Raw genomic sequence first — 14,382 nt, forward strand, 5'->3', positions numbered from 1 at the left:
CGCGGCCACCGGCGTCATGGTGATCAGGAGATCCCGGCCTCGGCGCACTTGGCCGCGAAGTCGGCGGTGCAGACCTTCTCCTTGGTGGTGTAGCCGTCGGCGATGACGTCCTTGACGTTGTCGAAGTAGATCGCCTGCGGATCCAGCAGCACCGCCGAGACCTTCTTCTTGGTCGTCGAGTCCTCGACCTCGCCGGTCGCGACGCCGGAGGTGTCGGCGCCCTGCGCCGCCGCGATGGCGAGCGCCGCCGCCGCGTCGGCCTCCTTCTTGACGGCCTTGTACACGGTCATGCACTGGTCACCCGCGAGGATGCTCTGCAGACCCTGGTCGGTCGCGTCCTGACCCGTGACGGGGATGGTGCCGTTCGCCCCGTTCTTCTTCAGGATGGCGATCGCCGCGTTGCCCAGCCCGTCGTTCGCGGCCAGCACGCCGTCGATCTTGCCGCCGGTCTCCGTGTACATCTGCTCGAAGATCGTCCCGGCCTGCTGGTTGTCCCAGTCCGGGACCGCCTGGTCGGCGACGACCTTGTAGTCGCCGCTGTCGGTCTTGGCCTTGAGCGCCTGCACGGCCCCGGCCTTGAACAGGGTGGCGTTGTTGTCCGTCGGCGAGCCGTTGAGGAAGACGATGTTCGCCTTCGTCTTGCCGGCGTCGTCGAGGCACTTCTGCAGGCCCTGGCCCTGGAGCTCGCCCACCTTGGTGTTGTCGAACGACACGTAGTAGTCCGCTCCGCCGCCCAGGGTGAGCCGGTCGTAGTCGATCGTCGCGATGCCCTGCGCCTTCGCCTTGGCCAGGACCGCCTTGCCCGAGCCCGAGTCGAGGTTGACGATCATCAGGACGTTGACCCCGTCGGCGATCATGCCGTCGGCGATCGTCTGGAACTGCGCCTTGTCGTTCTGCGCGTTCTGGATGTCGTAGTCCACCCCGGCGGTCTTGAAGGCCTCCTCGAGGTACTTCCTGTCTGCCGTCTCCCACCGGGCGGAGGACTTCGTGTCGGGCAGGATCACCCCCACCTTGGCCTTCGCCGCCGCCGGCGAGCCGCTGCCCGTCGTGCCATCGCCGCCCGGCGTGTCGCTGCCCGCACAGCCGGCCAGCAGAAGCCCGGAGGCCATCACCGCCGCCGACGCCATAACCATGCTCCGTCGCATCGTTCTCCCTCTCGTGACGACGCCTCGTTGCGCTCGTCTCCCCCCGGCGCTGCAGGCGCTCGGACTATGTTGCGGGCGCCAACATATTGGCCCCGCGCGTGGGTCACAAGGGGAATCGGGGTGTTCGTGGTCAAAACGTGACCAATTCGCCCACATCGGGCGCGATCAGGCCGCTCCGCGCGCGGCCGAGGGCCAGAGGATTGTTCGCCCGCGCAACAATGCGCCGCGGTGACGTGGGGTCCGTCGCACAGCACACAGGCCGGCCCCCTGCGATGAGGGCCGGCCTGTGCGTATGGCGTCGGGGCTAGCGCCGGACGTGCACCGCGATCGTCGAGGACGTCCTGCCGGTCACGGTCGAGGGCGAGCTCGGCAGGAACTTCGCCTTGACCCGGATGGAGGAGGAGTACCGATGGGGCAACGTCACGGCGACCTTGCCCTTCGCGCCGGCGTACAGCGTCACGGTCTTCGCCACCCGGCCCCCCACGTACACCACGACCTTGCCCGTCGGGGCGCGCCCGTTCGAGAGCGTCGCGACGGCGACGTGCACCGTGGGCCGCGTCCGCTTGGTGAACGCCCGCGCCGAGACGGACACCTTGGACGTGGTCGCCTTCACGACCGTGAACACGGCCGCCGACCTCGGTGACGTCACCGTGGTCTTGCCCGTCACGATGGTCGCGGTGAGGCCCTTGTAGCTGCCCACCGCCAGGGTGGCGGACAACCGAGCGGTCGCGGTGTAGGCCGTGCCCACCTTGACGACCGAGGCGGTGCCGAGCACCTTCGAGCCCGCCTTGAAGGTGACCTTCCCGCTCGTCGCGTTCTTCACCGTCGTCGTGATGGTGGCGAGCCGGGCCGTGCTGGAGCCGTAGACCTGCGAGGCCTTGCTCAGCACGGGGGCCGAGAGCGACACCTTGGCCGGGACCGGCGGGACCGGCCGGGCCGTGACCGTCACCGTGACCGCCGCCGACGTGCTGGCGCGGTACCAGCTGTCCCCGGCGTAGACCGCCGTCAACGAGTGGGCCCCCAGAGCCAGACCCGTGACGGTGAAGCTCGCCGACGAGGCTGCTGCGTCCACCGTGGCGCTGCCGAGCGACGTGGCACCGTCGTAGAGCGTGACGGTGCCCGTCGCGCCCGCCGTGACACCCACGGAGACCGGGAGGACGTCGCCCTGGGTCACCGTCGCGGGCACGCCCAGGAAGGCCGTCTCCGAGGCCTTCATGACCTTGACCACCACGACGTCGGCGGTCGCAGGCACGCGCGTCGTGGCACCGACCGCACTGACCCGGTAGGTGCCGTCCGGCGTGGTCCGCGGGATCGTGACCGCGGTGGTCACCGAGCCGTCGCCGCCGGCGGTCGCCTTCCAGGACGCCGTGAGCGCGGGGGCGCCGGTCCAGGAGAAGGTCACGACCTCGGACGGAGCGAAGCCGGAACCGGACAGCACGACCCCGTCCTTGACGCCCGGGTCGACCTGCGCCGGCGCGGTGAGCACCGTGTGGGCCTTGACCGTGACCGTCACGGGAGCAGACGTGCTCGTCGCGTACCAGCTGTCGCCCGCGTAGACGGCCCGGAGAGCGTGAGCGCCGACGCTCAGCGACGAGACGTCGAACGAGGCGGCCGATCCCGCACCCAGCGTGGACGAACCGAGGGACGTCGCCCCGTCGAACAGCTCGACCGACCCCGTCGCTCCGTCGGTCACGGCGACCGTGACGGGAACGACCTGGCCGACGGTGACCGTCGTCGGTGCGTGGAGCGAGGTCTGCGAGGGCCTCATCACCTTCGCCACCACCACGTCGGTGGTGGCAGGGACCTCGGAGATCGCGCCGACGGCACGGAGCTCGTAGGTGCCGTCACCGGTGAGCCGCGGGAACGTCACGGTGGTCGCCACGTGCCCGTCGTCGTCTGCGACGACCGTCCACGGCACGGTCGGAGCCGGGTCGTGCGTCCACGAGAAGGTCACGGTCTCGCCCGGCTCGAAGCCCGAGCCGGACAGAGCCGCGAGCACGCCCGGGTCCACCGACTCCGGAGCGTTCAGCGCCGTGCGGTAGGCCGCGTGCAGGCTCTCGTACGCCGAGGCGAGGTTCGCCAGCCCCGACTGGTACGCCTCGTAGCCGCTGTCGCCGTCGAGCGCCTTCGCCGTCCGGAGCGCCCCCTGCAGCGTCGCCCAGGACGCGGGGCTGTAGTCCGCGTCGCTCAGGGCTTCGACGGTCGTGACGAGCTCGGCGACCTGCTTGACGACCTTCCAGCGGAGCTGGCCGGCCGAGAGGGTCAGGTCACGCGTCGCCTTCGTGACGTCCGCCGCCGTGGCGGAGGGCGCCGTCAGCAGCGCGCGGCCCGCGGCCAGCGCGCGCGTGTAGACCGCGAACTCCGCCGCGACGTAGCGGTCACCGTAGTCCTCGAGGTTCGAGCTGGCGGCGATGGCGGCACGCAGTGCGGCCTTGTCCGCGCCGTAGCCCAGCGAGAACCAGTCGAGGTTCCCGACGGACGGCTGGTCCGCTGTCGGCGTGCTCAGCAGCGTGACGTAGAGCGTGTGCGTGCCGGTGAGCTCCGACGGCAGCACGACGCTGGTCGTCCGGTACGTGCCCCATGTGGATCCCGTGGGGGCCAGGTCGACGGTGACGAACGGCTCGCCCTCCAAGGAGTCCACGTGCACCGCGAGCCTGCCCTTGCTGACCGCGGTGGAGGGCGCGTCGTAACGCACGTTCAGCGACGTGGCGTACTTCGACCCCAGCTTGACCCCGGGGTACCGGACCCAGCTGCCGTCGACGCCGCCCGCGAGCTGGCCACCGACGCTTCCCGTCTCGGTCCTGAGCGCGCTGCCGGAGTAGTCCACCCCGTCGACGAGACCCGCGGCCGCGTCGTCGAGGTTGCCGTACCCGGAACGGATCGACTCGAACTGCACCGTCTTCTCGGTGGGCACGGCCGTCGTCGAGTCGCCGAACTGGAACCACGCGAAGTTGCCGACGTACGGGGCCGACTGGGTCGTGTTCACCGGGCTCATCCGGAACACGATGTAGACGTCCTGCGTCCCCGTGAACACCGCCGGGTTCACGCTGAGCGTGCGGGACTGGTAGTGGCCCCAGCCCGTCCCGGTGGTCGGCAGCGTGCCCGACGAGGCGACGGTCGGACCCGTCGCGCTGCCCAGCCGGATGTCGAACGACGTGCCCGCCTGCGACTTGTCGGTCGGCTTGTCGTAGCTGTACGTGAACGTGTCCGCCCCGTTGGGCCCGAACTGCACCGCCCCGTACTTGATCCACTCCTCGTTGTGGGTGTTGCCGAAGTTGGTGTAGTTCGGCGCCGCTCCGTCGCGACCGACGTTCGGGCCGACGGTCATCACGTTGACCGGCGTGAGCTTGGTGAAGGCGAACTGCTCGTCACCGCCACCGGTCGCCACGGGCTGGAACTGGACGTAGTCGATGTTCGCGACCCACGCCTTGTCGGCGCTGCCCCGGAACACCAGGTAGACGTCGTTGACGCCCGCCAGCGCCGCGACCTCGCCGGCGGTGAACGTGTGCTTGGCCTGTGCGAACGTCGTCCACGCGCCCGTCGTCGGGAGATCGACGGTGGTGACCAGCGGTCCGGTCGCCGAACCGGTGCGGATCTCGACCTTCGCGCTGCCCGAGGCCGAACCGGGGTTGTGCGCGTAGCTGACCTGGACCGACTGCAGCGCAGCATCGGTGAAGTCGAGACCGCGGTAGGCGATCCACGAGTCCGGGGAGACCCCCGCGAGCACCGTGCCCGTCCCGCCGCTCTCGGTCTTGAGCGAGCCACCCGACCATGCGTCGTAGGCCTCACCCTGCAGCACGCGGTAGCCGCCCTCGCCGATCGTGAGCCCGTCGAGCGCGGACCGGAGGTTGACCAGCGCCTGGGTCAGCACGAACTCCGAGGCGTCCGCGTCGGCCAGGACCGTCCTGGCGCTCGCCACCGCCGTCGACAGCGCGGTGTACGAGGCGGCGGAGTAGCTCCCCGCACCGATGAGACGGGCGTCGTCGTACAGCGCCTTCAGGTCGGCGCGCGTCGTGGAGGCGGGCGTCAGCGTGAACGGCTCGAACGACGAGGTGCCCGGACCGGAGACCTGGGCCGCCGCGACCCCTGAGAGGGCGGCGTCGGACAGCCGCAGGAAGAACCGCGTGACCGAGGTGCTGGTCGGCCGGCCCGTGAAGGCGACCCGGGCCGTGGTGGCGCCCGTGCGCGTGACGACGGCCGTGACGCCGTGGTCCAGGCTGGGGAACGTGATCGATCCGGCCGGGATCGTGCCGGCGAAGGTTGCCCCGCCGGTGAGCGTGAGGTCGACGGTCCGGTCGACCGTGCCGTCGCCCGTGACGGCGAGCGCCGTCGTGCTCGGCGTGATGCCGTACCCCGTGAAGCGGACCTTGAGCGCGAGCTCCCGGTCCTGCGCGCTCGGCACGGTGCCGGTGAAGGCACCCTCGGCGAGCGTCACCACGAGGCCGTCGGTCGAGTCGTCGAGCTGGTGCTGGTCGGCCTTGCCGGTGAGCGTCAGGCTCAGCGTGCTCGCGCCCGTGACGACGGCCTTGACCGCGAGTCCCTCTGGCAGCCCGGAGGCGGTGACCTCGGAGGTCACGTCCGCACCGATCTCGCCGTCGAACGTCGCGCCCGTCACCGACACGGTGATCGCGTTGCCGATCGAGCCGTCGTTCGCGTCGGACTCGACGAACGCCTGCGTCGCCGTGGCTACGGCGCTCGACCGGTCGTAGACCGAGCTCGGGACCTCGTCGCTCATCGAGTACGCCATGGGGCTGTCGACGCCCCAGCTGGAGGGCGTGCTGCCCATGTCGAAGCGCACCGTGCCGCCGGCCATGAGCTCGTCGTACGTGAGCCACGTGCGGTGCAGCGGGCTGCCGTTGAGCGTCGCGCCCTGGATGTAGAGGTTGCTCGCGTCGGTGCCGTCCGCCTCGATGACGAAGTCCGTGCCGCCCGGGTAGTGGAGCGTGACCTTCTCGAAGACCGGCGAGCCGATCTGGAACGAGTCCGCGCCCGAGGTGACGGGGAACAGACCCAGGGCGCCCGAGACGAACACCGAGGACATCGTCGCCGCGTCGTTGTCCATGGTCTGCAGGAAGCCCTTGGTGGCGTTCTGGTACGTCATGAGCTTCTGGGGGGTGGTGTACTCCCCCTTGCCGTTGAGCCCCTGCGGGCCGCTGCTCGAGTCCTTCGCGGCGGCATAGCGCTGGCAGGTCGGCGTCGTGAGGATGCTGCGCGCCCAGTACTGCGTGCGGCTGGGCGCGCCCACGTAGTTGAACAGGTACGGCGACTGCAGGTCGATCTCGTTGGAGTTGAGGTGCAGCATGCGCGTGCAGTCCTCGGGCGCCTGCTCGCCGTAGAGGTAGCTCAGCGCCGTCCGGGCGCCGGCCTTGCCGCCCATGAGCTCGATCATGCCGCCCATGTCCTGGGCGTCGTACCAGTTGTACTGCCAGAGCGTGCCCTGGTAGAGGCCCGCTCCGGGCGCCTCGAACACCTCGGGGTCGACGTTCGCCGTCCAGCCGCTCGCGGTCCTCGGCATGAGCAGACCGACGTTCTCCACGCCGGTACCGGAGGCAAGTGCCTGCGGGTTGGTGGTCAGGGCCGCCTTGTTGAACAGGTTGACGTAGTTCGTCGAGCGCTTGAGGAACTTCGCCGCGTCGGCGCTCTTGCCGAGCTTCGTGGCGATGACCGACATGGCCCAGTCGTCGTACGCGGTGCCGACCGTGTCGGCGACCGAGCCCGAGATGAACCCGAGCGCCTCGTTGGTGGAGCTGTAGCCGCCGTTCGAGGTCTTGACGAGCGACGGATACGCCGCCTCCAGGCCCTCGAGCTCGGCCCCCTTGTTCAGCGCGTCCGCGATGACGACCGCGGACCGCTCCCACCGCACGGTCGGGACGGACTGCATGAGGCTGCCCACGGAGCTCGCGCCGCTGTTCGTCATGCGGGCATACAGGTCGACGAGCGACTGCGCGATGTCCCGGTACACGTCCGGGTAGATCGCGGCGATCGAGGAGTACTTGTGGAAGTCGTCCCACAGCGACCACGAGTCGTAGTGCGTGTAGCCGTCGGCCTCGTAGATCTTGCCGTCGACACCGCGGTAGGTCCCATCGGTCGACGTGGCGTTGAGCGGCGAGCCGTTCATGCGGAAGAGGTGCGTGTAGAACTGCGTCTTCAGGTCGCCGGTGGGGTCGTCGTCGGCACCCTCGGAGATCTCGACCGCGCCGAGCGCCGCGTTCCACTCCGCCGTCGCGGCGGCGCGGACGTCGCCGAAGCTCTTCGCACCGATCTCGGCGCCCTGGTCACGGGCCGCCTGCGCCGAGCTGATGGGCGAGAGCGTCACCTTCAGGCCGACGTGGTCGCCCGCGGCGACGTCGAACGACAGGATGGCGCCGATGTCGGTGCCGTCCTGCGCCTTCGTGGCCGAGCTCAGACCCGCCGCGCCCCAGGTGCTGACCGCCGAGGTCGGCACCGTGGTCTCGGCGTAGTAGTAGAGCGTCGAGGCCGAGTTGTAGAAGTAGCTCTTCAGCGAGCCGGACAGGGTCGTCCTGCCGTCGGCGGTCCTGCCGACCGCGAGCGTCGCGCCCTGGCGCGTGCCGAAGTTGTTGGCCAGGTCGACGACCAGCGAGCCCGTGCCCGCGCTGCCGAACGTGTAGTCCTCGACGCCGGTCCGCGTGTCGGCCGTGACCCGGGCGTCGATCGTCTTGCCCGCCTCGGTGAGGCCCACCCGGTAGTAGCCGGGCGCCGCCGACTCGTTGCTGTGCGAGTACGCCTTGTCGTAGCTGCTCGTGCTCGGTCGTGCCGTGTAGGTCTGGTAGGTCGGCGAGACCAGGAAGTCGCCGCCGGCGCCGGCCGCGCCGACGCCGTCGAGCGTGACGGACGTGAAGCCGCGCAGGGACGAGGACGCGTAGTCGTAGCCGACGTGGTTGCGGGGGTTGGTCAGCGGGGTGATCTTCGCGAGCCCGTGTGGCGTGAAGGCACCCGGACCGTCCTGGCCGAAGTCGCCCTCGGTGCCGATGAACGGGTTGACGAACTGGGTGTAGTCGGCGGCCGGCGCAGGCTCGGCCGCGGAAGCCGGAGCGGCGAGAGGGACCGCGAGCGCCGACGCGACGAGCGCGAAGGTGGTCGTCAGGGAGACCCGGCGGGCGCGGGGGGCTCGTGCCCTGGACGGGGAGCGATCAGGGGCCGGATCACGGTGCGACATCGTTGTCATGGCGAGGAAGGTACGCACCGGAACGGGGCCGGTCAACGTCGGCATCCCGTATGGACGGAATGTGCCGGTTCGATGTCTTCCGCCCTGCGGCGCTCGTCCGCGGGGACGAGACCGCGCCCCGCCGGTGGAGGTCTCCACCGGCAGGGCACGGATCACTCGGGTCGTCCGTCAGCGCGGCGGCCGTCAGTTGGGACGGCGGCCGTCGGTCCCGACTGGCAGCCGTCGGTCCGCAGTGGCAACCGTCGGTCAGGACGGCGGCCGTCCGTCAGGACGGCAGCCCGGAGATCGGGTCGTCAGCTCCCGGCGGGAGCGGACGCCGTGATCTGGCTGGCTCCCGAGGCACGCTGGACCTCGATGCGCCGGGGCTTCGCCTCTTCAGCGACGGGGATCGTGAGCGTGAGCACGCCGTCCTCGTACGTCGCCGAGATGGCGTCGAGCGCGAGACCGCGCCCCACGGTGAGCTGCCGGGCGTACGTGCCGACGGGTCGCTCCTTCGCCAGCCACTGCACGTCCTGATCCGTGTGGGCCGTGCGCTGCGCGCGGATGGTGAGCGTCCGGTCCTCCACGTTGACGTCGATGGTCCCGGGGTCGGCACCGGGAAGGTCGACGTGCAGCACGTAGTGGTCGCCCGAGCGGTACAGGTCCATCGGCACCGTGGCCGACGCCCGCTCGGCCGAGATCACCTGGCCCACCAGACGCTCGAACTCCCGGAACGGGTCGCTTCGCGTAGCCATGACCGTCACCTCCTCCACGTCGGGGCGCAGGACCGTCCGGCACCCCCGATCCTGCTCGGTCCTCGCGTCGGACCGAGCCGGCTACACCACAACAATTAGCACTCTCGCGCCGAGAGTGCCAGTCTTTCGAAACCAATTCGTCTCCCCCCGTGGGAGCGGGGCAGGCTCTCCGCCCTGCGGATCCCGGCGCACGCTGCGATGCTCGTCTCGGTGATGCAGCTCGCCGACCGGCCGTCCGTCACGCGGGTTGTCAGGAGGACCTCATGACGTCGCATCCCATGAACAGCACGCCGCGCGGCCTCGCGAGCGCACTCGAGACCGCCACGGCGCTCGACGCCTCCGTCGGGCTGCTGGAGCGCGTGAGCCGCCCCCTCGTGCAGCGCCCGCGGCTCGCGGCGGCGCTGCGCGGTTCCGCTCTCGGCCATCCCGCTCACCCGCTCCTGACCGACGTCCCGCTCGGCCTGTGGATCAGCAGCACCGTGCTCGACCTCCTGGGCCCCGCGGGGTCCCGGCCCGCCGCCACCCGGCTGCTCGGCCTCGGCGTGCTCGCCTCCGTTCCCACCGCGCTGACGGGTCTCGCGGACTGGGCCGCCTCCGGCTCGCGCGTCCGACGCGTCGGCGCGGCGCATGCCGCACTCAACTCGGCCGCTCTCGGCCTCTACGGCGCGTCGTGGCTGCTGCGTCGCCGGCGCCGGCACGCGGCGGGGGTGGCACTGTCCCTCGTGGCTGGCGGCGTGGTGGGGGCGAGCGGCTACCTCGGTGGGCACATGGCGTACGTCCAGCGCGCTCCGCAAGGCTGACCGTGGCCGCGCCGACCGTCGACGCGGTGGTCGTCGGCTGGATACTGCCCGCCCCGTGCAGCGCTGGCAGCACCGACCGCGGCCTGCACGGCACAAGCGCGCGTCGCGCGCGACCCGCGCTCGCGGCGGAAAACCCGCGGTCGGCGGACGTGCTCGGTCGTCGGCCCGCGAAGGAGCCCGAGCAGCGTCGGAGCAGCGAACCGGCACGCCGACGAGCGCAGACCGGCCCTGAGCGCAACGCGCTCACCGAGCGCTGGAGCGCGGCGCGAGCGCGCGTCGCACGGCGCGAGCGCGCGGCGCGCGCGGCTAGCAGTCGGGGCGCGCGACCCGCGGTCGGCGAGTGCGCGGTCGCGCGATGCCGCTCGACGCCCCGACGATGACCACCACCCGGGGCCGGCGCGCTCCGCTCATGCGGCGGGTACCGAGCCGGCCCGACCGCGCGCGAGGTTCTCCAGTCGCTGCAGACTCTCGACGTTGCGCGGCGTGAGCAGCGCCGCGAGCACCGGCTTCGGCACCAGGGTTCCCGGACCCCGCACGGCGTCCTCGACCATCCGGACCAAGCACCCGCCGCCGCGCTCCTCGACCTCGAGGGAGATGGCGGCCTCCCCCATCGGCCACCCCCTCGCCTGCAGGACGATCCCGTGCGCGGGATCCCACGCACGCACGATGGTCACGTCGTCGATGGTCGCGGGCCACACCCCGAACGAATGGGCGATCTTGCTCCCGGGCGCGGGCCAGGCGACGTCGACGCTGCGGATCCGGGAGGTCCCCACCACCCACGTCGCGTAGCTCCAGCCGTCCGCGAGCACACCGAGGACCGCCTGAGCCGGGCAGGCCATGGTCCGGACGACGGTGGTCATCGCGCCGCTCCGGTGCCGGCCGCCGGGTCGAGCACCACCTTGATGCAGCCGTCCTCCTTGGCCTGGAACATCGCGTACGCGCGGGGCGCCTCCTCCAGCGGGAGTCGGTGCGTGGCGAGGTCGAGGACCCCGAGCGGGTCGTCGTCGGCCGACACCAGCGGAAGCAGGTCGTCGACCCAGCGTCGGACGTTCGCCTGCCCCATGCGCAGAGCGACCTGCTTGTCGAAGAGCTCCATCATCGGCATCGGGTCCACGGCGCCGCCGTACACGCCGGAGATCGACACCGTCCCGCCTCGACGCACCAGCGCGATCGCCGTCTCCAGGGCCGCCAGCCGGTCGACCCCCGCCTTCTCGGTGGCCCGGCGCGCCAGGGCGTCCGGCAGGAGGCCGGCCGCCTTCTGCGCTCGCGCGGCCATGGGCGACCCGTGGGCCTCCATCCCGACCGCGTCGATGGTGGCGTCGGCACCGCGACCGTCGGTCAGGTCGAGGACAGCGTCGACGACGTCGTCCACGGCGCTGATGTCGATGACGTCGATCCCGTGCCGCTGCGCCATCGCCAACCGCTCGGGGACCAGGTCGAGGCCGATGACCCGCGCGGCTCCCCGGTGCGCCGCGATGCGCGCGCTCATCTGACCGATAGGCCCCAGGCCCACGACGACGACGCTCCCGCCGCGAGGCACCTGCGCGTACTCGACTGCCTGCCACGCGGTCGGCAGCACGTCCGACAGGTAGAGGTACCGCTCGTCGGGCGACCCGTCGTCGGGCACCACGACCGGCCCGAACTGCGCCTGCGGCACTCGCAGGTACTCGGCCTGCCCGCCGGGCACCTGGCCGTAGAGCTTGGTGTAGCCGAACAGCGCGGCCCCCTTGGAGTGCTCCCGGACCTGGGTCGTCTCGCACTGGGACATCAGCCCGCGGGTGCACATCCAGCACGTTCCGCAGGCGATCCCGAAGGGGACCACGACGCGGTCGCCCGGCCGCAGCCTGGTCGCGGCGGGGCCGACAGCCTCGACGATGCCCATGGTCTCGTGCCCCAGCACGTCGCCCTTGTCGAGGTACATCCCCAGGATGCCGTACAGGTGCAGGTCGGAGCCGCAGATGGCGGTCGAGGTGACGCGCACGATCGCGTCGGTCGGCTCCTGGATGGTCGGGTCGGGGACCGTCTCCACCCGGAGGTCCTCGCGTCCCTGCCAGGTCAGTGCGCGCACCAGTCGTCCCTCCGCTCGAGCGTCGGGCGGCCGGTCTGCACCCATGACGATCGTGCGCCAACCTCGGATCGCGCGCGACCGGGGCGAGCGCCTCCACCGCTGGTGGATGACCCCCGCCGGGGCTAGCGTGTGCGGCCACGGTCCAGGATCGGCCCTCGCGCACGTGTCACGAGGTGCCCATGCGGACGCACGACGACCACGAGCCGCCGCTCGAGTACGTCCTCCCCCTGCGCTGGAGCGACGACGCCGAGGCCGACGAGCTCACGCACTACCTCGCTCAGCTGGCCGAGCAGGTCCCGGTCACGGTGGTGGACGGCTCGCCGCCCGACCTCTTCACTGCGCACGCGGCACGCTGGCGCAGCATGGTCCGCCACGTGCCGCCGGACTCCTGGCCGGGCGGCAACGGCAAGGTCGCGGGAGTGATGACCGGCGTCCGCCTCGCGCGCTCCGAGGCGGTGGTGATCGCGGACGACGACGTGCGATGGGATGCCGAGCAGCTGAGCAGGGCCGTCGCACTCCTCGCGGACGCCGACGTGGTCCGCCCGCAGAACGTGTTCTCGCCGCTCCCCTGGCACGCCCGCTGGGACAGCGCCCGGACGCTGGTCAATCGCGGGGTGCACTCGGACTTCCCCGGGACCCTCGTCGTGCGCCGGTCCGCGCTGCTCCGGGCCGGCGGCTACCGCGGCGACGTGATCTTCGAGAACCTGGAGCTGGTCCGCACGCTGCGGGTTGCGGGCGGGCGCGAGGTCCGCGCCGATGACCTCGCCGTGGTCCGCCGGCCACCGACCGCAGGCCGGTTCTGGCAGCAGCGCGTCCGGCAGGCGTACGACAGCTTCGCCCAACCAGCTCGCCTGGTCGCCGAGGCGAGCGTCGTGCCGCTCGTCGTCCTGTCGGCCTTCCGCCGCCGCCCCGCGGTGCCCGTCGCCCTCGCGCTGACCGTGACCGCGCTGGCCGCCCGGGGACGGGCGCGGCCCGGGGCGGACGTCATCCCCGTGTGGACCGTCGCGCTCGCGCCGCTGTGGCTGGCCGAGCGGGCGGTCTGCTGCTGGGGTGCGGTCGCGATGCGCGCGACGGGCGGTGTGCGCTATCGCGGGCGACGGATCCGCGGCGCGGCCTCGTCCGAGCGCGCCCTGCGCCGTCGCGCGACGCTGTGAACGTGGGGTGACGAGCCTGACGAGCACGACGAGCGGAAGCGCGGCACGCGCGCCGGGTGGGTCGGGTCGAGCGACGGCCCCGGGACCAGCTGGACGCTGACTGCCCGGAGGTGCACGGTGGTCCACGCCTCCCTTCGGCGAGCGTGACCTGCTCGGCACGGTCGCGCGCGTCCACCGACGTCCCCAACGTCGTCGAGAAGGTCGCGGGCGCCGTCCAGGACAAGCTGAACAGGGAGTGAGTCGGTCGCAGGACCGGGGCGACGGCGGCCCCGGTCCCGCGTCGCCTCGCTCAGCACACCCCGTGGCGCTGGGACCTTCATGGGACGTCCTCGGCCGACGGTCCGGCACCCCACGTTCTCGGCGGCGGGACCGGTTTCCAGGCTGGCACACCCCACCCCGGCCGCAAGTTCGCGCGGGGCGATCTCTGCAACGGTTGCGCGCCTGCCCCCGCGGGCTAGCGTCGAGTCAGGTCGAGCGCGCGGCCGCCCGCGTCGGCCCCCGGGGCCGCCGAAGCCCGGGAGGCTCGATGCGACGACTGCTCCGACCCCTCATGCTCGCCACGACCGCGGTCGTGGGGCTGCTCGCCGTGACCGCTGCGGCACCCGCCCAGCCGAGCGCCGAGGACAGCGCCTGGCTCGTCGAGGCGCACCAGCGCAACCTGGCGGAGATCGCCAGCGGCGCGGCCGCCGTGGAGCTGGCCAGCGCACCGGCCGTGCGCGAGCTGGGCCGCATGGTCGAGGCGGACCACCGCACGCTCGACACCGACCTGCAGTCCGTCGCGACCGAGCTCGCGGTGGTGCTGCCCAGCGAGCCGCGAGAGGACCAGCGCACCTCGCTCGCGGCACTGCGCGCGATCCGCACCGAGGAGTTCGACCGGGCCTGGGTCGCGTCGCAGATCACCGCGCACCGCGCGGCGTTGGAAGCCGCCTCCGCACGGGCCGCGAGCGGAGGGGACCCCGCCGTCGTCGCGCTCGCGGACGCTGCGGCGCCCGTGGTGCAGCACCATCTGCGTGCGCTCGAGGCCGCCGCGGACGCCCCGGACTTCCAGGAGGGTGGCGAGACGCCGGACAACGGCGCATCGACGTGGCCGACCGCAGCGGTGATCGCCGTCGTGATCGTCGTGGTCGGCGTGGTGGCCTACGTCGTGGCGCGCAGGACCGGGCGACTGCGTCCTCGCGGGCGGGACGGGCGAGCCTGATCACCGCGCTTCTCGGCCTGCGAACCGCGGCTGCGCGGGTTAGCGTTCCTCGGTAGCAGATCCCTCGCGCAGATCTGCAGGGTTCGGAAGCAGCCCA

The 14,382-nt window shown here is 72.0% G+C and carries 8 protein-coding genes; 3 read left to right on the plus strand and 5 right to left on the minus strand.

All coding sequences use genetic code 11. From position 1 onward, the window contains the following. Window positions 1–23: 23 nt before the first annotated feature. From QRT05_RS09645 to QRT05_RS09655, 3 genes are all read right to left on the minus strand, one after another. Complete coding sequence (locus QRT05_RS09645; protein ID WP_289446961.1) at window positions 24–1,133, minus strand: sugar ABC transporter substrate-binding protein; 1,110 nt, start codon at window positions 1,131–1,133, stop codon at window positions 24–26. A gap of 316 nt (window positions 1,134–1,449) precedes the next feature. Beyond that, window positions 1,450–8,331 (minus strand): glycoside hydrolase domain-containing protein, encoded by a 6,882-nt coding sequence (locus QRT05_RS09650; protein ID WP_289446963.1) that lies wholly within the window; start codon window positions 8,329–8,331, stop codon window positions 1,450–1,452. 293 nt (window positions 8,332–8,624) lie between these two features. After that, window positions 8,625–9,065, minus strand: coding sequence for an Hsp20/alpha crystallin family protein (locus QRT05_RS09655; protein ID WP_289446965.1), 441 nt, complete (start codon window positions 9,063–9,065; stop codon window positions 8,625–8,627). 263 nt (window positions 9,066–9,328) lie between these two features. Between QRT05_RS09655 and QRT05_RS09660 the strand changes: the two genes are divergently transcribed. Beyond that, a complete protein-coding gene (locus tag QRT05_RS09660; RefSeq protein WP_289446966.1) occupies window positions 9,329–9,865 on the plus strand; it encodes a DUF2231 domain-containing protein in 537 nt (178 codons plus the stop codon). Between the two features lie 407 nt (window positions 9,866–10,272). Here the strand turns inward: QRT05_RS09660 and QRT05_RS09665 are convergent, their stop codons facing one another. Then, window positions 10,273–10,725, minus strand: coding sequence for an SRPBCC family protein (locus QRT05_RS09665; protein WP_289446968.1), 453 nt, complete (start codon window positions 10,723–10,725; stop codon window positions 10,273–10,275). Beyond that, window positions 10,722–11,933: an alcohol dehydrogenase catalytic domain-containing protein gene (locus QRT05_RS09670; protein WP_289446969.1), complete on the minus strand. Its 1,212-nt coding sequence runs from the start codon at window positions 11,931–11,933 to the stop codon at window positions 10,722–10,724. The genes QRT05_RS09665 and QRT05_RS09670 overlap by 4 nt, the downstream gene beginning before the upstream one ends. 179 nt (window positions 11,934–12,112) lie before the next feature. Here QRT05_RS09670 and QRT05_RS09675 point away from each other — a divergent pair, with 179 nt between their 5' ends. Next, window positions 12,113–13,087 carry a glycosyltransferase gene (locus QRT05_RS09675; protein ID WP_289446970.1) on the plus strand — a complete coding sequence of 325 codons (975 nt, stop codon included), beginning with the start codon at window positions 12,113–12,115 and terminating at the stop codon, window positions 13,085–13,087. Window positions 13,088–13,613: 526 nt separating this feature from the next. Further along, entirely contained in the window at window positions 13,614–14,285 is a 672-nt protein-coding gene (locus QRT05_RS09680; protein WP_289446972.1) for a DUF4142 domain-containing protein, read from the plus strand. The last annotated feature ends 97 nt before the right edge of the window (window positions 14,286–14,382 follow it).

The sequence above is a fragment of the Cellulomonas edaphi genome, assembly GCF_030362815.1.
GTDB lineage: Bacteria > Actinomycetota > Actinomycetes > Actinomycetales > Cellulomonadaceae > Cellulomonas > Cellulomonas edaphi.

Coding starts and splice junctions, on each gene's coding strand:
- QRT05_RS09645 (WP_289446961.1), bottom strand. CDS start 1,133: ATGGTTATGGCGTCGGCGGCGGTGATGGCCTCCGGGCTTCTGCTGGCC.
- QRT05_RS09650 (WP_289446963.1), bottom strand. CDS start 8,331: ATGACAACGATGTCGCACCGTGATCCGGCCCCTGATCGCTCCCCGTCC.
- QRT05_RS09655 (WP_289446965.1), bottom strand. CDS start 9,065: ATGGCTACGCGAAGCGACCCGTTCCGGGAGTTCGAGCGTCTGGTGGGC.
- QRT05_RS09660 (WP_289446966.1), top strand. CDS start 9,329: ATGACGTCGCATCCCATGAACAGCACGCCGCGCGGCCTCGCGAGCGCA.
- QRT05_RS09665 (WP_289446968.1), bottom strand. CDS start 10,725: ATGACCACCGTCGTCCGGACCATGGCCTGCCCGGCTCAGGCGGTCCTC.
- QRT05_RS09675 (WP_289446970.1), top strand. CDS start 12,113: ATGCGGACGCACGACGACCACGAGCCGCCGCTCGAGTACGTCCTCCCC.
- QRT05_RS09680 (WP_289446972.1), top strand. CDS start 13,614: ATGCGACGACTGCTCCGACCCCTCATGCTCGCCACGACCGCGGTCGTG.